Here is a 20,232-nt window from a genome sequence, read left to right as displayed (position 1 = left end):
AGAGTAGTTGTTTGTATCGATGAAGATTGATGTCAGGCTTCGGGAACCTCATTTACCGCCCGCATAAAAATATCGCTCATGGTAGGAATATTTTCTCCGAAAGCACGAATCTCAACCTGCGGAAGCAGATCAGTCAAAAGTTGGTTGGAAGTAATATGAGCCGGTAAATGGATATTGGTCCGCAAAAATTGGTTTTCGCTATATGTTGTATTTTCCAACTTGTATTTTTGTTCCAGCCCGTTCAGGTTCCCACGATATTCAACATAAAAAGTATTTGTTTTGAATTGCTCTTTGATCACAGATTTTGGGCCGTCCAGTACTTTTTTGGCACGATGAATCAGCGCAATATTATCACAAAGTTCCTCAACCGTTTCCATCCGGTGGGTTGAAAAAATGATTGTGCTGCCTTTTTGTTTCAATTCCAGAATTTCGTCACGGATAAGATTGGCATTGATCGGATCAAAACCGGAAAATGGTTCATCGAGAATAATTAATTCCGGTTCATGCAAAACGGTAGAAACAAACTGTACTTTTTGCTGCATACCTTTTGATAGATCAGAAACACTTTTATCCCACCAGGTTTTTATATCGAATTTGACAAACCAGGTTTTAAGCTTTTCCATAGCTTCTTTTTGTGATAAACCTTTCAACTGGGCAAGATATAGCAGCTGCTCACCCACTTTCATTTTTTTGTATAAGCCGCGTTCTTCCGGCAAATAACCGATTTTTGAGATATGCTGCTGGCCAAGTGGCTGTCCGTCAAACAGCACATGCCCGGAATCGGGACCTGTAATCTGGTTGATGATGCGGATTAATGAAGTTTTACCTGCACCGTTTGGGCCTAAAAGTCCAAAAATACAACCTTTTGGAATATTGAGACTGACATCATCCAATGCACGATGATTGGAATAGTCCTTCGTAATGTTTTGAACTTCTATAATATTCATTTTGTGTTAGGTAATTTTCCGTTTGTCTTTTGACGACTTATTTATGCAGGAACTTCTGATTTCTAATATCCGTATTCCAAAGATGCAAAGTATAAGATGCTTTACAAAGACGAAAACTGATAAATGCTCAAATAGTCGGATTAGTGGTAAAAAACAAAAAGCCGGCAGATTTCTGTCGACTCTTTTACTAATTCGTAATTTGACTTTCAGTTAAAATATATATTTTTCGCGTATCTGAAAAAGCACCCAAAAACCAATAACTCCTCCTACAATAAATGCAAACAGAGCCAATTGAAGCAAATTACTGATCAGACTTAATATCAGGGCATAGTAAAGCAAATTCCAACCGGCTCTTTTCCGTGCCCGCAGGGGTGAAAATGCCATCAGATACATAACCATGATGACTGTGGCGATAAGCAACCCAACATACATATTAAAGCCACTGCCATAAGCCATCATGCCGATACCAAGGGCAGCAGTTCCGAATCCGAATGCTGCAAGCAATCCGAAGAGTGTAAAAATTGCGCCCACAAGCATGACGTAAGGGCCGTATTTGACCAGGAATTCTTTTACTTCTTCCGGGAAAGGAGGAAATTTGCCTAAAAAGATTGGTTCCAATTCGTTTTCAAGGATGAGTCCGGATTTCATTCGGGAGGAAGTTTGGAAAAGTTGATAAACAATTGATTATTTTTAGAAAGCTAGGAAAAATAGTACTAATATTCAATAAAATCGTCCAATGTATAGTATTTATTTTGCAGTTTGATAAATAAGGATAACCCAATTATGCACAGCTTTACTTGATTTTAGCTATGTTTACCAATCCAAACTGGTATCTCATCTCCAAAATTCTTTTATGAAGAAGAAAATTACTATTGTTAATCTGGCTCTTATTACAATTGCTGCGCTTGCCACAGTACTCAACGCATACAATATTGTTACATTTTCAACCGATGTTTTGGTCGGTTTGCGCTGGACTGCGTTGGCCGGATTAATCATTTTTGCGATAATTAAGAAAAACCTGACTACATCCATTTTGATTTCGATGCTGGTCGGTACAGAAATTGGATATGATTTCCCGGAGCTTGGAACCGGACTTCACTTTTTACGGCAGATTTTCCTGCAAATGATAAAAACGGTAATCGCGCCATTGCTTTTTGCAACTTTGGTAACAGGTATTGCCGGACATTCAGACCTGAAACAGGTTGGGCGCATGGGTTGGAAATCGCTGCTTTATTTTGAAGTAGTAACAACTTTCGCTTTGGTAATCGGTTTGTTTTTCGCCAACTGGATCCGTCCTGGCGACGGCATCGCTATCCCGGCAAATTTTAATGCTGCACTGCCAAAAGTTGTGGAGCAGACCTGGCAGGAAATTATCCTTCATTCATTTCCTGAAAATATTGCCAAATCAATTTATCATGGAGAAGTGCTCCAAATTGTGGTGTTCAGCGTTTTGTTTGGCGTGAGTCTTGCACTGATACCCGCTGCTAAAAAAGAAAAGTTTGTAGCAGGAATTGAAACGTTGGCTGAGGTGATGTTCAAATTCACAAAAATCATCATGCTTTTCGCTCCGATTGGTGTGGGTGCGGCTATCGCTGAAACCGTTGGCCATATGGGTATCGATGTTTTGAAAAACCTTGCTTTAATGCTCGCAACATTATATTGTGCACTCGCTGCGTTCATTTTACTGGTTTTTGTACCGATTATGCTGATCGCCCGAATCCCGATTATCAAGTTTGTGAAGAATATTTTCGAACCGGTTTCTATTGCTTTTGCCACGACAAGTTCCGAGTCTGCTTTACCGAAAGCGATGGAAAAAATGGAGAAATTCGGTGTTCCACGTCAGATTGTTTCTTTCGTTATGCCAACCGGTTATAGTTTCAACCTTGACGGATCAACACTTTATCTGGCACTTGCAACCGTTTTTGTAGCGCAGGCCACCGGAACAGAAATGTCGCTTGGGCAGCAGCTTTCCATGGTGTTTTTATTGATGTTAACCAGTAAAGGCGTTGCCGGAATTCCGAGAGCAACGTTGGTGATTTTATTAGGCGCCATCGCCAATTTCAACATGCCTGAATGGCCTGTATTATTATTGATGGGAATTGATGAGCTTATGGACATGGCGCGTACCTCTGTCAATGTGACAGGAAATTGCCTTGCTACGGCAGTAATTGCACGCTGGGAAGGAGAACTGGATGATGAAAAAATGCGTTTGTCCGATCAGGTTTTGGAACAGGAAGTTGTTTCAGTTTAAAATATTATTAACAGCAGAAGCTAAACGCTAACTGCCAATAGCCAAGGAATGTTTACAGTTTACGGAATTCCCAATTGCAACACAGTAAAAAAGGCCAGAACCTGGCTTGACGAAAATGGTATCGAATACACCTTTCATGACTATAAGAAAAATGGTATTACCTCAGAAATAATAACGGGCTGGTTTCAGTATTTTCCATGGGAAAAACTGGTTAACAAAGCCGGAACGACCTGGAAGCAATTATCTGATGAAGAAAAGGCAGCTGTTGCAGATGAAAAGTCAGCCACAGCATTGATGGTTACGAAAAACTCAGTTATAAAAAGACCACTGATAGAGGATTCATCAGGAAAAGCAGTTGCAATTGGTTTTTCAGAATCTGAATATGAAAAAACATTTTTGTAATAAATTTTTTTAAATATTATATCAGGGAGCAATAATTTATTGCTCTCTTTTTTTTATCCTTACACTTTAATTTACCACTTCTTTACCTCGCCGTCATTTTGAAATAATAACAACCTCTTACTACTCATCCTGACAAAAATGTTATTCAACGAACACACTGAAAGTCTTATCAATGAAAAGGTTAAGGCGATTGAAATAATTGCTGACCAACTTCCGGCCATTGTCATCATACACAGGATAGAAGATTTTTCAGTCGTGTATATGTCGCCAAAGGGACTTTCTTTATTGGGGGTCAGTCTTGAAGAACTAAAAGAAATGAAGGCGGAATACCAGCATCGTTTTTTTAATATTGAAGATTCGGATGAGTATTGGCCAAAGTTTAAAACAATGCTCTTCAAAAATGATATGCATAGCAGCGTGTCTTACTTTCAGCAGGTAAAACTGGCAAACAGTGAAAATTGGGCCTGGTATATCAGCGCAACCAAACTTTTCATGCAGGATGAAGATGGAAATGCTTTTCTGTGTATCACCACGGCAACTGCGCTTGATGAAATGAAACATATGCCTGCAAAAGCTGAGCGATTATTGGAAGAAAATACATTTCTCCGGGAGAATTATCAGAAATTTTCAACTCTTGGTAAGCGGGAAAAAGAAATTATGAAATGGGTTTCCTTTGGCAAAAGCTCACCGGAAATAGGAGAGGAGTTAGGAATTGCATCGGCAACTGTGGACGCCCATCGCAAAAACATCAAGAAGAAATTGTCTATAAGTTCGTACTATGACTTTGCCCAGTACGCCAGAGCTTTTGATTTAATTTAAACAAAAACGAGCCCGGTCGGTCCGGACTCGTTTTGTCCATTATACTTATCTGATCTTACTTTTCGCAGCTTCCAGTGTTTTCTGTTTGTTTTGTAAATCAACAAGAGAGTTATCAGCTTCCAGTTTTTTCTTTTCCAGTTCCGCTTTCAGTTCAGTAAGTTTCTTTTCTGTTTTTTCAATGTCTTTGGCCGTATTTTCATTATCCTTCTGCAACTTCTGGTAGTTTTTTGTTGATGTCGTGAAAACCTCATCAGCAACCCGTGCATCCTCACGTACCAGTGCATAATCAGCAAAATCTTTTAAAAGAGCCTCTGCACTTTTATAGCCTTCGTCAGTGGAAGCTGTGATATACTGACCATTGACATTCAGTGCAATGAACACCTGTGAAAGATCTTTTCCGGATGTGATCTGGCTGGTAACCAAAATGGGACTCATAGAAATAGAAGTTATTGCAGCCTTCTCTATTGTGTATACACTGCGTTTGCTTTTGACTTTCCCGAATTTTTCGAGATACGTTTCCCAGTATTTGCTCAGGTATTTTTCGGAGATATTCTGGTTCAGGCTCAGACCTAAAAATTCCTGTTTGTCAATGGTTGCTTTTCCGGGAGAAATTGTTTGTGCTTGTACATTAGCCGTTAATAATACAGTAACAGCAAGAACGATTGTATGAATCAGACGTTTCATTTTCTTAATTTTTTCAAAAATTGATTAGACAGTTATAATTTTTTTGTTACAACCACTGCTTTTTTCTGGTTAAAAAGTGTCGTAGCAAAAAGGTATATATCACCACCTTCTTTAAGACGCCATTTTTTTCGCAGGTCATCAATTTTTGCAGGAAAATTTCTTATTGTCAGATTCGCTTTGTTTTCGGGTACAAACTGCCCCATTTCTTTTGCATCAGGTTTGCAAACGGCGGTAATCTCAAATGTGCGTCCGGGGAAATCCGGGACCAGATTTTGAGATGTATATAAGTGGCTGTGAGCAGCCAGTTTTTTTACGTCATACGCAACACATAGATATTTAAATGCCCCTGCTTTGAGTATTGCAGGATGAGGTTCATATAGATAGGAAAGCGGCTCATTGAATTCCACTATGGCATCACGTTCCTGATTCCGGGTGAAATCGAGTTTATAAATAATTTCTCCGGACGAATTAATTACCCGGGCCATAATCAAAAAATCGTCGCTGAAAGTCTCACTTATATTAAAAAGCAATTCTTTGCATTCCTGCTCATAACCCACAACATGCACTTCTCTGACCGATTTTAACTCCTGCGCGGCAAGATCAATATCAAGCAAAGGGGAGGTTTTTAGAAGTAAATTCGGCGCATGTTTGAAAAGTTGAGGCAGATGAAATTTTACATCAGGGGCACAGTCTGAGAGCAGCACGACCTTTTGCTTATTGGCATCTCTTCGGGCCGGATCGGCATAAATCCAGTCCGCATGTATGTCATTTTTCTGTATGCCTTCAATTGAGTCCGAATGATGTACTTTAATGTTCTTGGCGGAAAGTAAAGAGAAATTATATGCCGCTGTTTCAGCTACTTCCTTTTGCAGTTCAAAGTAGTGACTTGTAGCGAAATTTTTGCTGAGATAATAGGAATCAACACCCATACCGCCGGTTATATCAATTAGCAATTTTCCGTTGATTAATGAAGCTTTGTATTTAGCGGTTGCTTCGGATGAGCTTTGTTCAACGGATAATGACGGCGGGAAAATCAGTTTTTCAATAGCTGCCCATTCAGGTAATTTTCTTGAAGCTTTTTGTCTTGAAAGAATCTGTGCGGCAAGTTTTTTGACATCCAGATCTTTAAACTGACCGGATTTTAATATCAGTTTAGTTACATCGTCATCACTATGTTTTTGTATAAAAGCAAGTTCAGCCTTCGTAAAGCCAGTTTCCGTCAGATTCTTATTTGTCAAAACTTCACTCATTTTCTCATGTTTAAACAAGATTTTATTCCTGTTTTTAAGTCCGAAATTACAGTTTTTTTATTTATAAAAATTCCTGTTAACAACATCCCCAGCTAGATTCCTTTGAATCAGAGTGATATAACCGAATGCCAGGTAATCTACTTTCATTAAGCTTCTATAAACTGTTTTGGTTTAAGTTGGACGAACCAAATGAAAATTATAAATTGTCGGTTATTATAGTAATTTCCTAAGTTAACCTTTTTTAATCATGAGAATTAAAACCTTTGAAGAGTATCAGGTTGCCTACCAGCAAAGTGTGGACGATCCCGAAGGTTATTGGGCCGAAGTTGGCCAACAATTCCAATGGCGCAAACCATGGAAAAAAGTTTTAAGCGGTGACTTCGCAGAAGCAACCATAAAATGGTACGAAGGCGGGGTTTTAAACATTACTGAAAATGCCCTGGACAGGCATCTGGCCGATAAAGGTGAGCAGCCTGCAATTATTTGGGAACCCAATGATCCGGATGATAAGTCGGTGACGATTACTTATCATGTTTTATACGATCGCGTGTGTCGTTTTGCCAATGTTTTGAAAAAACATGGCGTTAAAAAAGGAGATAGAATTTGTATCTATCTGCCTATGGTTCCTGAACTTACAATTGCAGTTTTAGCATGTGCCAGAATAGGCGCGGTTCATTCAGTGGTTTTTGGCGGTTTTTCTGCCAAATCAATTGCAGATAGGATCAATGATGCAGAATGTACAATGGTTATTACTTCAGACGGCTCTTTCCGTGGTCAAAAAGTAATACCAATGAAAGAAACGGTTGATAATGCGCTGGATTTGTGCAAAACGGTTAAAAATGTAATCGTAATGACACGTACCCGCACACCTGTTTCCATGTTAAAAGGAAGAGATTTGTGGTGGGAAGAAGAAGAGAAAACAGTGGATTCTGTTTGTCCAGCCGAACCTATGGACGCTGAGGATACACTTTTTATCCTGTATACTTCCGGCTCAACCGGAAAACCAAAAGGCGTTGTACACACGGTAGCAGGTTACATGGTTTTTGCAACATATACTTTTGCCAATGTTTTCCAATATGAACCGGGTGAAATACATTTTTGTACTGCCGATATCGGCTGGATTACAGGCCACAGTTATATCGTTTACGGTCCGCTTTGTTATGGTGCTACTTCCTTGATTTTTGAAGGTGTGCCAACCTATCCTGATGCCGGCCGTTTCTGGCAGATTGTGGCGAAACATAAAGTAAATATTCTTTACACTGCTCCTACGGCAATTCGCTCGCTGATGAGTTTCGGATTGTCATTTGTAAAAGACAATGATTTGTCGTCATTGAAAAAACTGGGTTCAGTAGGGGAGCCGATCAATGAGGAAGCCTGGCATTGGTTTAAACAAAATATCGGTAAAGGAAACTGTCCGCTCGTGGATACCTGGTGGCAGACTGAAACCGGTGGTATTATGATTTCCTCCCTTGCGGGTATCACGCCGGAAAAACCGACATATGCAACTTTGCCTTTGCCAGGAATTCAGCCAGTTCTGGTTGATGAAAAAGGTGAAATTATTGAAGGAAATGGTGTAAGCGGAAATCTTTGTATCAAATTTCCATGGCCGGGTATCATCCGTACAACTTATGGAGATCATGAACGCTGCAAACAAACCTATTTCTCAACCTATCCGGGAATGTATTTCACAGGTGACGGATGTCTTCGTGATGAGGATGGAAATTACAGAATTACCGGCCGGGTTGATGATGTAATGAATGTTTCAGGGCACAGAATTGGAACGGCGGAAGTTGAAAATGCAATCAATATGCACCTTGGCGTTGTGGAATCGGCTGTTGTCGGTTATCCGCATGAGATCAAAGGGCAAGGCATTTATGCTTATATTATTACAGAAAACAGACCTGATGATCCTGAAATGATGCGTAAGGATATCGCAGCGACGGTTTCAAGATTGATCGGTCCGATTGCAAAACCGGATAAAATACAGTTTGTATCAGGATTACCAAAAACCCGTTCAGGAAAAATTATGCGGCGTATTCTGCGTAAGGTGGCTGAAGGAGAAATGGATAGTCTGGGTGATATTTCAACTTTGCTGGATCCGGCCGTTGTAGATGATATTAAAGCAGGAGCATTGTAATAAAATATAAATGGCAGATTGAAAATTTCAATCTGCCACACTTTTTAAGCTAATTTTTTATCAGAACTGCATCCGCAGCCTTTTCCACATCCACTGTTGCTGTCAAAGGATTTGTAGATCTTCCAACTTATATAACCCGCAGCGCCTATAAAAAGAGCGAATATTATTATTTGCTGTATCATGTTTGTCCAACAGATTTCTAGGCCCAATTGTTCCTGGCTGCCAACTGAAATGCGTGCTGATAATGGTGCTCGCTATGCCATGCATAATTTGCTATTACCATGTCCAAACGATTGGTACTATTGTTGGCCGGATGCACATAAGTACGCGCCAGTTCTGTTTCTCCCATCGAATTTAAAAGTAGGACCCAACGCAGATGAACGTATCGCATAAGTTGCAGCGACAACTCAATCTGTGCTTCTTTCGCATCCGGCAATTCCGCCCAGAGTTGCTCTTCGTATGGTTTAATGGTTGGATTATCTTCCGTCAACGCAAGGCGAAAACGAATGTATGCGTTCATATGACTATCTGCCACATGATGCACCAATTGTCTGACCGTCCAGCCATCAGGACGATAAGGCGTATTAAGTTTTTCATTATCCCAACCTCCTAATAAATTGATAAATTTAGAAGGCAATGCGCTGATAATCTGAATATTTGTTTTTATTTCAGCAGGTGTGTAATTGTCCTGCGGAACAAATTTTCCAATAGGAAAACGAAGCTGTTCCAATTCCATGGTGATATCTAAGTTAAGTAATATCGGTTTGTTTTGTTAAAATATTTAATTGAAATTATCCTTGATAGCGGCAACCAGTTCTGCATGTCCACCCGAACCTGCGATGATATCGCCCCCAAAAAGATAATTATCACCTCCGTTAAAATCAGTCACCGTTCCGCCGGCTTCTTTAATTAAAAGTACACCGGCAGCCATATCCCATGAATTCAGATTGTACTCATAAAAACCGTCAAACCGTCCGGCGGCTACATAAGCCAAATCAACCGCTGCCGCGCCCATTCTCCTGATGCCATGCGTTTTTTGCATAAGCAGTTCAAGAATGTACATATAACGTTTTTGTTTTTCAAATTTGTAATACGGGAATCCGGTTGCAATCAAGCTTTCCTGTAACGTTTTAACCCTTGACACAGACATTTTCTTTTCATTACACCACGCTCCGCCGTTTTTCCAGCCAAAGAAAACTTCATCCAGGCTTGGTTCATGGATGACACCAAGTAAAAGATCTTTGCCTTTTGCCAAACCTACACTGACGCAATAAACGGGAATCCCGTGTATAAAATTGGTTGTGCCGTCCAACGGATCGATGATCCAGTTCAATGCCTCCGGATCCGGTTCCTGTCCTGTTGTGCCTTCTTCTGTTATATAACTGGCTTCCGGAAGAATTTTGCTCAAACCGGCAACAATCATTTTCTCAGCTTCTTTATCTACATAAGAAACCAGATTGTTGAGCTCTTTGTATTCAATTTTATCTCTTGAAAATGATTTGGCTTCCTGCTGAATAAATGCAGAAGCCTGTTTTACTATTTCTATGGTTTGTTTTGTCAGCAATTCCAGATCCATGCGTAATTATCCTTTTTGCGGGATTTTAGAAAGTGAATTATTAATGTAATAAACTCTTGTGATCAGAATTAACAAAATCGGGATCACTACAAAATTATGTTTTACAAGGTTTGCAGTTGATGCCATTAAAAGTATTGCATAAAAAATCAGCACAAATTGAAACCAGGCCGGTTTTTTATCTTTTGAAATAAACCAGATCAGCGGAAGCCAAAATGGAAATGCCCAAAGAATATCATAATTCCAGGTGGTTACGCCATGATTGGTTCCAAACCATAAAAGCAAAATTAACCAGCCAACTAATCCAACAATAGTAAAAAGAATTTTGTCAAATGTGAAATTGACAGTTTCTTTTTTGGATTGATAAAAAGTATATGCCAAAACCAACGCAGCAAGAGCCCAGAAGAAGATCATTGGTGTAACTTCAAACCCTTTTTCTGCCGGGGTAGCCACGAACAGATCTCTCGTCTCTGCTACTAAGGGCAAAGTCTGACCATTAATCTTGATCCTGGAATCGGCAAAAGCACTGCTCAAATTATCTGGTAAAAATGTAGCCTGAGCTGGTGTCGCAATTTCATCAGAAGGCGCTCCGATAGCCAGATCCATCCCAAAATCCGACCATGGTTTTTGTTTGTATGCATATTTGTCAATCCACTGACGGAAGCTTAATGTATCTTTTGTATAACCGGGAAATGTCAAACTATCGCCTGCTGCCGCTTTTAATGCATCAGAAAGACGCGTGGAACAGTTATCATAGAAAAATTTATATTGATATTCCCTGTTTTGCGGCAAATGATTAGTTTCAAGATAATTGTAAAGTTTTTGTTTTTGGGATGGAGAAAGATTCAAAACCTGTTCTTTTATGAACCGGTTTTCAGCCTGCCAGTAGGGTGCTTCCAAAGTTAACGGTGCCACTGAAATGGTATAGGGTAATGTACCCCGCAGGAATTTAACATAAAAATTGCCTGTCTGAAAGCTGAATGAGCCGTAACTGTAAGCATTATCCAATCCGGCAATCGGATCATAAATCCATAAAACACTATGTCCAAATCCGGAATATAATTCCTGTCCCGGCCCGACGGTAACCAAACTTACTTTTGCCTGTGGACTTAATGTTCCAAATTGTGCATTGGCTGTCTGTGTGATAATCAGGAAAAGTAATGCAAAGAAAGTACTGGTTAAAATCCTTTGGATTGGATGATGGCTGTTGAGTTTCAAATATTTTATCATGTTAATTCTGGTCGTCATTGTAATCGGAGGATTTCTTCTTTTCATCTGCTTTTCCCGCAACAATTATTACGATTTCGCCTTTTATGGTTTTTTCTGAAAAATAGGTTATGATTTCCTGAATCGTTCCTCTAACATTTTCTTCATAGATTTTAGTTAGCTCGCGTGAAACACAGGCTTGTCTGTCGGCTCCGAAATATTCTGAAAACTGTTGTAAAGCTTTGATCAAACGATGCGGTGATTCATAAAAAATCATCGTTCTGTCTTCGTTTACCAGATTTTGCATTCTGGTTTGTCGGCCTTTTTTATGCGGTAAGAATCCTTCAAATGTAAACCGGTCGCTGGGTAATCCGGAATTGACCAGGGCTGGTACAAAGGCTGTCGGGCCGGGAAGACATTCGATCGTTATGCCGTATTTTATGCATTCTCTTACAAGTAGAAATCCCGGATCTGAAACGGCAGGTGTGCCGGCGTCTGAAACCAGTGCCATGGTTTCGCCTTTTAAAATGCGCTCTATAATTCGGGTGATGCTTTGATGTTCATTATGGATGTGGTAGCTGTGCATGGGTTTACTGATACCCAGATGTTTCAGCAACTGACCGGAAGTTCTTGTATCTTCTGCCAAAACGACGTCCACACTTTTTAATACGTTGATGGCACGCAAGGTAATATCTTCAAGGTTGCCGATCGGCGTTGGTACTATGTAAAGCTTCATTTGGTTAATTTAATTCGCATTTTCTAGGTTTTGGTCGTGATTTCCGGGCAACCACAAGGGATTGCCCCTACGATCCAAAAATCATATCAATTCTTTCCGCCAGAATTTGGTCTTTTTCGGTTACTTTATCTCCGGCGTCATGGGTGTTTAATTCAATATTAACTTTATTGTATGCGTTTGACCACCATGGATGATGATCCATTTCGTCTGCAAGTGCTGCTACTTTTGTCATAAATGCAAAAGCACTTTTGAAGTCTTTGAAAATGAATGTCCGTTTCAGTTTGTCATCTTCTTCTTTCCACATGCCTGGATATTTGTTTTAACTGATGAAAAAGCGTCTTAGAGATAATTAATATGTTATTAATCAGTATTTTGAAAGTTTCAGAATAAAACACAACCCGGAACTTTTCATTTTAATCCTTAATTGTAAACGAATTGTATATTGAAATATGTTCTACTATCAGGACGAATAAAAAACATTATTTGACCGAATATACTAGGATAAAAGCTCATTTTAAATTTTTACAGTAAATAGCGATTCCCTAAGGAAGGAGTATATTTGCATTTTAATGAGGTTTGATCCGTCAGATTGTCAAATTCCGGCATGCCGGAGAAATCAGGTAATAATATGAAAGTAGAGCTAGTGCGCGTTAATGACGCGTTTCATTTTGAAGGTACAGGATCATCAGAAGTAAAAGTACATACAGACGGATCTCCTGAAATCGGTGGCGTTGGTGCTGGTGTCAGACCAATGGAGTTGTTATTAATGGGTCTGGCAAGTTGCAGTGCCATTGACGTTGTACTTATTTTGAAAAAACAAAAACAGGATATTACAGATTTCCGGGTATCAGCAGACGGAGACCGCGTAGAAGAGGAAGGTACAAAACGTAGCCCTTTTCGTAATATCCATCTGACTTATAAATTCAAAGGAAACGATCTGGACGAAAAGAAGATTGATCGTGCGATTGCACTTTCGATGGAAAAATATTGCTCTGCAACTGCACAGCTGGAAGCGCTTGCAACCATTACGCATAGCGTTGAAATTGAGTCCGAAGTATTAAAAAGTTAATTATCGGGGAGAATTACTCCTCGACAAAATAAATCATAATGCAGCAATACCACGATTTACTTCGCCATATCCTGGATAACGGAGTTCGTAAAACTGATCGCACTGGGACGGGAACCATTAGTGTTTTTGGTTACCAGATGCGCTTTAATTTAAAAGAAGGATTTCCGTTGGTTACGACTAAGAAGGTTCATACCAAATCCATTATTTACGAACTTCTGTGGTTTTTGAAAGGTGATACCAACATCAAATACCTGAAAGATAATGGTGTTTCCATCTGGGATGAATGGGCGGATGAACGGGGCGATCTTGGTCCGGTTTATGGTAAACAGTGGAGAAGCTGGGAAGGTGCTAATGGAAAGTCGTTTGATCAGTTGCAGGAAATCCTGAATTTGTTAAAAAACAGTCCGGATTCAAGAAGGATTTTGGTATCTGCCTGGAATCCTTCGGAACTTTCACAAATGAAGCTGCAACCCTGTCATGCTTTATTTCAATTTTATGTAGCACCGCCGGATACGGATAAAGGTGAAACGAGAGGAAAATTGTCCTGTCAGCTATATCAGAGAAGTGCCGATGTTTTTCTGGGCGTGCCGTTTAACATTGCCAGTTATGCTTTGCTGACGATGATGATCGCGCAGGAATGTGACCTTGATCTTGGAGATTTTGTATGGACGGGTGGCGATACTCATATTTATAGTAATCATCTTGAACAAGTGGAATTGCAGTTGAGCCGTGAATTTCGTCCATTGCCGCAGATGATATTAAATCCCGAAGTGAAAAGTGTTTTTGATTTCGAATTTGAAGATTTTACTCTGGAAAATTATAATCCATGGCCAGGGATTAAGGCACCGGTGGCCGTATAATTTTCTTGGTAATAATATAGAACGGATAAAAGACTGATGTTGTTAAGTGATTAACATATAGTCTTTTATCCAATTTTTTTGTCATAAATTTTGTTTTGGAAGTGGCGCTTCGAATTTAAGAATCAAAATGAGCATTCAATATATTTTAGAGATCATCGGGACTTTTGCTTTTGCGATTTCCGGCGCTCTTTCCGTAAAAGATCAAAAACATCAGGATTGGTTCGGTGCAAGTTTTACTGCTTTTCTTTGTTCTATTGGAGGCGGAACGATGCGTGACGTATTGTTAGGAAGTTATCCTTTGGTCTGGATTAGTGATATCACAATTCTCTACGCCATTTTAGCCGGCATTATTACAACCTTTATTTTTTACAAATATCTGATTGGTTTAAGAACAACATTGTTTTTGTTTGACACATTTGGTATCGCGCTTTTCACCATTGTTGGAACGGAAAAGGCACTTCATTTAGGTGTCAGGCCTGAAATTGCGGCTATTATGGGTGTATTTACAGCGATTATGGGCGGTGTGGTCCGTGATATGATGAATAATGAAATTCCAATTATATACAGGAAGGAAGTTTATGCAACCGCCTGTTTAGCAGGGGCTGTATGTTATCTGGTTTTAGAAAGGGCAGGAGCAGAGCGCCATGTTGCTTTTATAACTGCTTCATTGGTAATTATCGCTATCAGGATTCTGGCGGTCCGCTATGAATGGAGTGTCCCGAGATTTTTCAGATAATAGGCTATCGGTAAAAATAAAAAAACGACCGGTTCAGTGTTTGAGCCGGTCGTTTTTTGTAATGTTTTAAAAAAGAATTATTACTTCTTTTTCTTTTTACCTTTTGAAGAAGCTTCCTTAGCCGGAACTTTCGCCTGCATATCAGAAATCGCTTTTTCTATTTGTGTTTTGTAAAAATTATAAGCACCATCAGGAGCTGCTGCACCAAGAGCCAAAGCTTTTTGAGCAATTGGTAAAGCTTCAGATGTCTTACCAAGTTTGTCAAGAATTTGTGCTTTAATCCAAAGATTCGACCAGCCTTCTTTCAAACCGATTGCTTTGTCCGCAAGCGATAATGCTTTTCTTAAATCGATATTTTTAGCCAGGTAATATCCGGCAGCGCTTTGTAAAGTTGCAACATCTTCCGGTTTGTCCTGAACGGCTCTGTCCAGTGAAGCAATGGTCAATTCCTGAGTTGCCAATGAAAGTTTAACAGGCACTTTTACACTTCCCCACGCAATGTTCATAGATGCGGTTGAATCTGTAACATCAGAAAAACTGATTTGAAAAGATTCTGTGGATTCTCCTGAAACAGGTGTAACCTCGATTCTGGCAGCATCCTCTGTATCTTTATAAACATCAGTACTTGCATTTAAGTTTTTATTCAGAATAACCGTCCATTTGGCTTTTTCAGGAATTGAGAATAATGCATATTTTCCGGCAGGTACCTTTTTATCACCAAAAGTAAAATCAGTTGTCGACTCAAAAATAGTTGGCTGGTTTGCACCCGTACGCCAAAGTTGTCCTAACGGAGCAATCGGAGATTTATCGCCAAAAACCGCGCGACCTTTAATGCCGGGACGAGAATATTTTACGGTGAAATCAGTAATTCCTACGGTCTGGATTATTGTAGCTCCCGGACTTGCCTGAGGTGTGCGCTGAGCAATTGAGGCTGATGCAACAGCAATAGCAAAAGTGAGGGATAATAAATACTTTTTCATTTGGGTAATGATGTTTGTTTTTTGATCTGTTAAACTTGCAGCGAAATTAGAATGAAATAATTACATAGCCTATTAAATGAATAGAAGCAGCTTACTTTCTTTACTTGATTCCTACATTCCCGCCGAGGGCCTTGAAACTGAAATGTACCTCGAAACAAAACAATTTGTAAATGACAATCCTGAGTGTTTTGAAAGGACGTTGCTAATTGGGCATATAACAGCTTCCGGCTGGGTCGTTTCGCCAGAACGGGATAAAGTTTTATTGATGCATCATCGGAAACTGGATCGCTGGTTTCAACCCGGCGGCCATGCTGACGGAGATCCGGATGTGCGTCATGTGGCAGAAAAAGAAGTTGAGGAGGAAACCGGTGCGTCAAATCTTAGATTGGCAAAAGAAGGCATATTTGATGTGGACGTACATTTGATCCCAGCCAATAGCAAAGATCCGGCCCATTATCATTACGACATTCGTTTTGTATTTGAAGCTAATCCGGAAAATGAACTTGTAGTCAATATTGAATCAAAAGATGTTCAATGGATAGCTGTTGAAAACATTCATTTGTATAACAATTCAGAATCTTTGATGAGGATGGTCAGGAAAACGGCGTTGATTTAAAAGTGCCGTTTACATAGAAGTAGTGGAAACGCCACGAATCCTTAATATTGTATTCCCTTTTGCATCCGTGTTAGGTTGCGATACTGGTCTCGTTTCCACTCCCCGAATTTTTATCTCATTTTGTTTGGCAATATTTTCTTTTGTCCGGGTAATTATTTTCAAAATAGTTAAATCAGGAAATTGAACGTTCAGATAGTCGGTTTCTGAACCTTTCAATATTTCAACTTTCAGTATTAAGGCAGAATCAATTCTGAAAGTTGAAACTTCTTTCAAAATCTGATTATCCAACATGTAAATTGTCGGAGCGAGAGCATTTTTAGTATACCTGGCGCTAATATCGTAAACTGATAAAATGTGCAGACTTTTGGGATTCTTGGATTTAATAAATATTTGCCCCCCCGCTACTTTATTAGTTTCTTTAACAACATGAATAGAATCTATCTTGCTAGGCTCGATATATGGAATTGATCCGTATTTAATAGAATCCAGATAAATTTCAGGCCGGAAATTTTCAGGTTTGTAGATTTGGCCCTGAGATTTGACGGTGATAAAAAGCAGAATTACAACAAAGGCATTTTTCATAGTGTGTGTTTTCCTGAAAAAGAAAAGGATTAACAGTATCTACTGCTTCACAAATTTCAAAGTACGACTTCGGTTTGATACATCGACTTTTATTAAATACAAACCGGCGCTAAGAGAATTTGTCGGAAGAGATATTGTAGAATTCAAAACCTGTTGATTATACCAAATCGTTTGTCCGCTTTGGGAAATCAGACTTAGTGTAGATTTTTTACCAATCAGTGAAACGGGAAAAGTTAAAGTCAAATCTTGCTGAACTGGATTTGGTGACAGAATAATCTCATTCAATATATCCGGTTCAGTACCCAGAAGGACAAAATCATTTTTGATAATGGCTTCCGCCAAAGCACCATTTGGAACACCATATCCCAGCAGATTATCAGGATTTGCTGTCTGATGTCCCGATTTTTTCAAAGCTGCAATAATTTGTTGAGCAGTCAGTTTGGGAAAAGCCTGCCAGAGTATAGTAGCAAGCCCAGCTATCTGAGGCGCTGAGAATGAGGTCCCGCTGCTTGTTGTGGCAGAACCCGTTCCTGTGCTGTTACCAACCACTGCGCCGGAACCGACAGCAGAAACATCCGGTTTTAATTGCCCGATAGCATTTGGCCCCACCGAACTGAATGCAGCATAACTTCTGTCCAATGTAGTGGCACCAACGCTGACGACGGAATCCACATCGGCAGGTGCGCCTATATAGTGCCAGGCTTTATTTCCTTCATTTCCAGCGGAGTTTACAACCAGAATTCCCTTACGTGTAGCATACCTCGCAGCACGGGAGATTATGGTTGTTTTACCATCCATATCCTCGTAGGTATAATTGTATTCCGGGGAGTTAAATTCATCATCAAACGTAGTATATCCCAAAGATGAACTAAGCACATCCACACCCACGCTGTCTGCGCGTTCTGCTCCCAAAAGCCAGGTAACTTCTTCATAAGGCGATTCAATAAAGACATTTTCAGTACGGTATAACGCAAATGATGCTTTAAACGCGGCACCGATCATAGAGCCCGGCTGATATGCAGCAATGGTCGACAATGCATTTATACCGTGCGAATCATCATCATACACATTACTTTCCCTGCTCACAAAATCGTGTGTATCTATGATTCGGTTTTCATCAAAAACTGGTTTCATATAATTCAGTTCATCAGCGCGATTGAAACCTGCATCTAAAACCGCAATCAGCATATTCTCTCCGTGAAACCCTTCCTGATGTAATTTGTCAACACCAATTAATGCCAGCTGCTGCTGCATAAGGCCATAATTAAGATCTTCCGTTGTCGTTTTAACTTCTGAAAATTTTGCGGTTCTGGACAATCCGGCGGAAGGCGAAGTAAGATTTGCAAGCGGGTGATTTTGTTCAATTCCTTTGTAAAAAGCAAGATTTTTTATAGCTGCCAATTGTGATGCAGAAGCCTCAACGAGCGATGCATTGAACCAGCGGGAAGAATAAATGACCATTGCGCCAGTCTGCTTAATGGCTGTTACATAAGCAGGATTGACAGGGAAATCATGCTCAGTAATGGCGATGTTTTGGTTGGTTCTCCGCGCAACAGCTCTTGCCGATAAAAACTCGGTTGGCCGGCTAATTGAATATGGCGAATTGGCTTTATCCTTAAATAAAATCAGATATCTCGGATTGGTTTGCGCCAGCGTAAAATCTGATAGAAAAAATACGATGAAAGAAGTAAGGAGTAAAAGTTTGATTTTCATGTTTATAACGTTTGTTGATAACCACTTCTTTTAATCAAATCTTACGCCTGAATACCCGGAAGTGTTGCCCAATTTAAGCAATACTTTCAACCGGTGCATTTTTTCCTCCTAAATTTGAGCAATCAAGTAATTCCTGAATGTTTTTATAAGGCACAGGGGTTTTTAAATAGCCATAATTTTGCGCCAAAGAACGGATGACATTATTATCGCCCATCGAAATATCAATATCGTCCATACCCAGCTGACAAGGATGTTCGTAACCGGCGGCATTGGTAATTTCAATAATTTCCTTTGCCAGAGTTTTCATATAATTATGAAAGCGTTCACTTTTCAGCGTCGGATCAAGACCTGCTTCCAGCCATTTATTATTGGTGGTGATGCCTGTCGGACAATTGTTGGTGTGACAGGCTTGTGCCTGAATACAGCCAATTGACATCATGGCTTCTCTCGCAACGTTCACAATATCAGCACCCATGCAAAATGCCATAATCGCCTGTGCCGGCAAACCCAGCTTTCCGGAAGCTATAAACGTAATTTTATCTGTAAGATTTCTGGCCTGAAAAATTTTGTAAACTGTACTGAAACCATAAACAAACGGTAACGCCACATGATCTGCAAAAGAAGGAGGAGCCGCACCGGTTCCGCCTTCACCGCCATCAATAGTAATAAAATCAGGGCCTTTACCGGTTTCTACCATCAGATCGGCCAGTTGTTCCCACATGTCAATTTTTCCAATGGCAGCTTTTATTCCAACAGGCAGGCCGGTTTCCTCAGCCATTTGTTCAATAAAATCAATCATACCTTGCACATCTGAAAACGTGCTGTGGTAAGGTGGCGAAACAACATCTTTTCCCATCGGAACCTGACGGATCTCTGCAATTTCAGCCGTAATTTTACTTCCAGGTAATACGCCACCTTTTCCAGGTTTTGCACCTTGTGAAAGTTTTAATTCGATCATCCTGACAAATGGATTATTCTGTGTCATTTTGACCAGCTTTTCCATCATGAAATTCCCTTCATGATCCCGGACGCCAAAATAAGACGTACCCATATTGAAGACAACATCCGCACCAAAACGGTGATAAGGAGAAAGTCCGCCTTCGCCTGTATTATGATAATTCCCGAATTGCAACGAACCTTTATTCAATGATTCAATCGCTCTGGCCGACAAAGAGCCATAACTCATCGCACTGACGTTAACAACCGAATGCGGCCGGTAAGGGCGTCTGCGTTTATGATATGCACCGATTATTTTTGCCGAAGGAATCGTATAATGATTCGGATCTTTTCCATTGGCAGCATGATGCGGATGATTCAAAGGCAATTTATAAGGCAGCATCGCTGGTTTGATAAACACAAAACCGGCCTCATTCATATCCTGATCCGAACCGAAACCTTGGTAATTATTTTCCTTTTTGGAGGATGCATAAATCCAGGACCGCTGCCGCCGGTTAAATGGCAATTCTTCCCTGTTATTGGCAACAATATACTGGCGCAACTCCGGACCGATCTGTTCAATCATATACCGGAAATGGCCCAGAATCGGGAAGTTATGCTGAATCGTATGTTTTTTTTGAAGAATATCCCGAAGAGCAAAAATTACCAGGATAAGAAGAATGTATGCCCAGAGTGGCACTGTGTTAAAAAACTCAAAAAAAGCAGTCATAAACT

The 20,232-nt window shown here is 40.0% G+C and carries 22 protein-coding genes; 8 read left to right on the top strand and 14 right to left on the bottom strand.

Translation table 11 applies throughout. The features are described 5' to 3' along the window. Positions 1-32 precede the first annotated feature (32 nt). Positions 33-947 (bottom strand): ABC transporter ATP-binding protein, encoded by a 915-nt coding sequence (locus LXL81_RS16455; RefSeq protein WP_234647890.1) that lies wholly within the window; start codon positions 945-947, stop codon positions 33-35. A gap of 210 nt (positions 948-1,157) precedes the next feature. Then, on the bottom strand, positions 1,158-1,595 hold the full coding sequence (locus LXL81_RS16450; protein ID WP_234647889.1) for a hypothetical protein: 438 nt from the start codon (positions 1,593-1,595) through the stop codon (positions 1,158-1,160). Positions 1,596-1,800: 205 nt separating this feature from the next. On the opposite strand from LXL81_RS16450, the gene LXL81_RS16445 reads away from it, so the two are divergent. The 3 genes from LXL81_RS16445 (at position 1,801) to LXL81_RS16435 (ending at position 4,419) form a co-directional block, all read left to right on the top strand. Beyond that, positions 1,801-3,198, top strand: coding sequence for a dicarboxylate/amino acid:cation symporter (locus LXL81_RS16445; protein WP_234647888.1), 1,398 nt, complete (start codon positions 1,801-1,803; stop codon positions 3,196-3,198). A 48-nt stretch (positions 3,199-3,246) separates the two neighbouring features. Then, complete coding sequence (locus LXL81_RS16440) at positions 3,247-3,600, top strand: ArsC family reductase (protein ID WP_234647887.1); 354 nt, start codon at positions 3,247-3,249, stop codon at positions 3,598-3,600. Positions 3,601-3,738: 138 nt separating this feature from the next. Continuing rightward, positions 3,739-4,419, top strand: a complete 681-nt coding sequence (locus LXL81_RS16435) for a helix-turn-helix transcriptional regulator (RefSeq protein WP_234647886.1) — start codon at positions 3,739-3,741, stop codon at positions 4,417-4,419. 45 nt (positions 4,420-4,464) lie between these two features. On the opposite strand, the gene LXL81_RS16430 is transcribed toward LXL81_RS16435, so the two are convergent. Then, positions 4,465-5,103 (bottom strand): hypothetical protein, encoded by a 639-nt coding sequence (locus LXL81_RS16430; protein WP_234647885.1) that lies wholly within the window; start codon positions 5,101-5,103, stop codon positions 4,465-4,467. A 32-nt stretch (positions 5,104-5,135) separates the two neighbouring features. Further along, positions 5,136-6,353 carry a THUMP-like domain-containing protein gene (locus LXL81_RS16425; protein WP_234647884.1) on the bottom strand — a complete coding sequence of 406 codons (1,218 nt, stop codon included), beginning with the start codon at positions 6,351-6,353 and terminating at the stop codon, positions 5,136-5,138. Positions 6,354-6,600: 247 nt separating this feature from the next. Between LXL81_RS16425 and acs the strand changes: the two genes are divergently transcribed. Next, positions 6,601-8,490 carry an acetate--CoA ligase gene (gene acs / locus LXL81_RS16420; protein ID WP_234647883.1) on the top strand — a complete coding sequence of 630 codons (1,890 nt, stop codon included), beginning with the start codon at positions 6,601-6,603 and terminating at the stop codon, positions 8,488-8,490. Positions 8,491-8,534: 44 nt separating this feature from the next. Here the strand turns inward: acs and LXL81_RS16415 are convergent, their stop codons facing one another. From LXL81_RS16415 to LXL81_RS16390, 6 genes are all read right to left on the bottom strand, one after another. Further along, positions 8,535-8,672, bottom strand: a complete 138-nt coding sequence (locus LXL81_RS16415) for a FeoB-associated Cys-rich membrane protein (RefSeq protein WP_234647882.1) — start codon at positions 8,670-8,672, stop codon at positions 8,535-8,537. Positions 8,673-8,689: 17 nt separating this feature from the next. Then, positions 8,690-9,226, bottom strand: a complete 537-nt coding sequence (locus tag LXL81_RS16410) for a YfiT family bacillithiol transferase (protein WP_234647881.1) — start codon at positions 9,224-9,226, stop codon at positions 8,690-8,692. 45 nt (positions 9,227-9,271) lie between these two features. Next, a complete protein-coding gene (locus tag LXL81_RS16405) occupies positions 9,272-10,066 on the bottom strand; it encodes an inositol monophosphatase family protein (protein ID WP_234647880.1) in 795 nt (264 codons plus the stop codon). A 6-nt stretch (positions 10,067-10,072) separates the two neighbouring features. Further along, the gene (locus tag LXL81_RS16400; RefSeq protein ID WP_234647879.1) at positions 10,073-11,311 is read right to left on the bottom strand and encodes a DUF4105 domain-containing protein; all 1,239 of its coding nucleotides are present in this window, start codon (positions 11,309-11,311) and stop codon (positions 10,073-10,075) included. Next, positions 11,295-12,005, bottom strand: coding sequence for a 16S rRNA (cytidine(1402)-2'-O)-methyltransferase (rsmI, locus tag LXL81_RS16395; RefSeq protein WP_234647878.1), 711 nt, complete (start codon positions 12,003-12,005; stop codon positions 11,295-11,297). Before rsmI ends, LXL81_RS16400 begins: the two co-directional genes overlap by 17 nt. A 67-nt stretch (positions 12,006-12,072) precedes the next feature. After that, positions 12,073-12,309 (bottom strand): 4a-hydroxytetrahydrobiopterin dehydratase, encoded by a 237-nt coding sequence (locus LXL81_RS16390; protein ID WP_234647877.1) that lies wholly within the window; start codon positions 12,307-12,309, stop codon positions 12,073-12,075. Positions 12,310-12,633: 324 nt separating this feature from the next. Here LXL81_RS16390 and LXL81_RS16385 point away from each other — a divergent pair, with 324 nt between their 5' ends. From LXL81_RS16385 to LXL81_RS16375, 3 genes are all read left to right on the top strand, one after another. Continuing rightward, positions 12,634-13,074, top strand: a complete 441-nt coding sequence (locus tag LXL81_RS16385) for an OsmC family protein (protein ID WP_234647876.1) — start codon at positions 12,634-12,636, stop codon at positions 13,072-13,074. A gap of 38 nt (positions 13,075-13,112) precedes the next feature. Beyond that, entirely contained in the window at positions 13,113-13,934 is an 822-nt protein-coding gene (locus LXL81_RS16380; RefSeq protein ID WP_234647875.1) for a thymidylate synthase, read from the top strand. A gap of 127 nt (positions 13,935-14,061) precedes the next feature. Continuing rightward, positions 14,062-14,670, top strand: a complete 609-nt coding sequence (locus tag LXL81_RS16375; protein WP_234647874.1) for a trimeric intracellular cation channel family protein — start codon at positions 14,062-14,064, stop codon at positions 14,668-14,670. A gap of 80 nt (positions 14,671-14,750) precedes the next feature. Here the strand turns inward: LXL81_RS16375 and LXL81_RS16370 are convergent, their stop codons facing one another. After that, positions 14,751-15,650: a DUF2911 domain-containing protein gene (locus LXL81_RS16370; RefSeq protein WP_234647873.1), complete on the bottom strand. Its 900-nt coding sequence runs from the start codon at positions 15,648-15,650 to the stop codon at positions 14,751-14,753. A 76-nt stretch (positions 15,651-15,726) separates the two neighbouring features. Here LXL81_RS16370 and LXL81_RS16365 point away from each other — a divergent pair, with 76 nt between their 5' ends. Continuing rightward, positions 15,727-16,266 carry an NUDIX hydrolase gene (locus LXL81_RS16365; protein WP_234647872.1) on the top strand — a complete coding sequence of 180 codons (540 nt, stop codon included), beginning with the start codon at positions 15,727-15,729 and terminating at the stop codon, positions 16,264-16,266. A gap of 9 nt (positions 16,267-16,275) precedes the next feature. Here the strand turns inward: LXL81_RS16365 and LXL81_RS16360 are convergent, their stop codons facing one another. The 3 genes from LXL81_RS16360 to LXL81_RS16350 form a co-directional block, all read right to left on the bottom strand. Then, positions 16,276-16,848 carry a hypothetical protein gene (locus LXL81_RS16360; protein ID WP_234647871.1) on the bottom strand — a complete coding sequence of 191 codons (573 nt, stop codon included), beginning with the start codon at positions 16,846-16,848 and terminating at the stop codon, positions 16,276-16,278. A gap of 39 nt (positions 16,849-16,887) precedes the next feature. Beyond that, positions 16,888-18,561, bottom strand: coding sequence for a S8 family peptidase (locus LXL81_RS16355; protein WP_234647870.1), 1,674 nt, complete (start codon positions 18,559-18,561; stop codon positions 16,888-16,890). A 73-nt stretch (positions 18,562-18,634) separates the two neighbouring features. Beyond that, positions 18,635-20,227: an FMN-binding glutamate synthase family protein gene (locus LXL81_RS16350; protein ID WP_234647869.1), complete on the bottom strand. Its 1,593-nt coding sequence runs from the start codon at positions 20,225-20,227 to the stop codon at positions 18,635-18,637. Between the last annotated feature and the right edge of the window lie 5 nt (positions 20,228-20,232).

Origin of the sequence: Dyadobacter sp. CY356 (assembly GCF_021440195.1) — a bacterium.
GTDB lineage: Bacteria > Bacteroidota > Bacteroidia > Cytophagales > Spirosomataceae > Dyadobacter.
This window is presented reverse-complemented; position numbering and strand designations above follow the sequence as displayed.

Excerpts from the sequence above, each read along its gene's own strand:
- LXL81_RS16415 (WP_234647882.1), bottom strand. The coding sequence starts at position 8,672 with ATGATACAGCAAATAATAATATTCGCTCTTTTTATAGGCGCTGCGGGT.
- LXL81_RS16445 (WP_234647888.1), top strand. The coding sequence starts at position 1,801 with ATGAAGAAGAAAATTACTATTGTTAATCTGGCTCTTATTACAATTGCT.
- LXL81_RS16370 (WP_234647873.1), bottom strand. The coding sequence starts at position 15,650 with ATGAAAAAGTATTTATTATCCCTCACTTTTGCTATTGCTGTTGCATCA.
- LXL81_RS16435 (WP_234647886.1), top strand. The coding sequence starts at position 3,739 with ATGTTATTCAACGAACACACTGAAAGTCTTATCAATGAAAAGGTTAAG.
- LXL81_RS16400 (WP_234647879.1), bottom strand. The coding sequence starts at position 11,311 with ATGACGACCAGAATTAACATGATAAAATATTTGAAACTCAACAGCCAT.
- LXL81_RS16375 (WP_234647874.1), top strand. The coding sequence starts at position 14,062 with ATGAGCATTCAATATATTTTAGAGATCATCGGGACTTTTGCTTTTGCG.
- LXL81_RS16355 (WP_234647870.1), bottom strand. The coding sequence starts at position 18,561 with ATGAAAATCAAACTTTTACTCCTTACTTCTTTCATCGTATTTTTTCTA.
- rsmI (WP_234647878.1), bottom strand. The coding sequence starts at position 12,005 with ATGAAGCTTTACATAGTACCAACGCCGATCGGCAACCTTGAAGATATT.
- LXL81_RS16455 (WP_234647890.1), bottom strand. The coding sequence starts at position 947 with ATGAATATTATAGAAGTTCAAAACATTACGAAGGACTATTCCAATCAT.
- LXL81_RS16350 (WP_234647869.1), bottom strand. The coding sequence starts at position 20,227 with ATGACTGCTTTTTTTGAGTTTTTTAACACAGTGCCACTCTGGGCATAC.
- LXL81_RS16425 (WP_234647884.1), bottom strand. The coding sequence starts at position 6,353 with ATGAGTGAAGTTTTGACAAATAAGAATCTGACGGAAACTGGCTTTACG.
- LXL81_RS16440 (WP_234647887.1), top strand. The coding sequence starts at position 3,247 with ATGTTTACAGTTTACGGAATTCCCAATTGCAACACAGTAAAAAAGGCC.
- LXL81_RS16405 (WP_234647880.1), bottom strand. The coding sequence starts at position 10,066 with ATGGATCTGGAATTGCTGACAAAACAAACCATAGAAATAGTAAAACAG.
- LXL81_RS16385 (WP_234647876.1), top strand. The coding sequence starts at position 12,634 with ATGAAAGTAGAGCTAGTGCGCGTTAATGACGCGTTTCATTTTGAAGGT.
- LXL81_RS16365 (WP_234647872.1), top strand. The coding sequence starts at position 15,727 with ATGAATAGAAGCAGCTTACTTTCTTTACTTGATTCCTACATTCCCGCC.
- LXL81_RS16380 (WP_234647875.1), top strand. The coding sequence starts at position 13,113 with ATGCAGCAATACCACGATTTACTTCGCCATATCCTGGATAACGGAGTT.
- LXL81_RS16450 (WP_234647889.1), bottom strand. The coding sequence starts at position 1,595 with ATGAAATCCGGACTCATCCTTGAAAACGAATTGGAACCAATCTTTTTA.
- acs (WP_234647883.1), top strand. The coding sequence starts at position 6,601 with ATGAGAATTAAAACCTTTGAAGAGTATCAGGTTGCCTACCAGCAAAGT.
- LXL81_RS16390 (WP_234647877.1), bottom strand. The coding sequence starts at position 12,309 with ATGTGGAAAGAAGAAGATGACAAACTGAAACGGACATTCATTTTCAAA.
- LXL81_RS16410 (WP_234647881.1), bottom strand. The coding sequence starts at position 9,226 with ATGGAATTGGAACAGCTTCGTTTTCCTATTGGAAAATTTGTTCCGCAG.
- LXL81_RS16430 (WP_234647885.1), bottom strand. The coding sequence starts at position 5,103 with ATGAAACGTCTGATTCATACAATCGTTCTTGCTGTTACTGTATTATTA.
- LXL81_RS16360 (WP_234647871.1), bottom strand. The coding sequence starts at position 16,848 with ATGAAAAATGCCTTTGTTGTAATTCTGCTTTTTATCACCGTCAAATCT.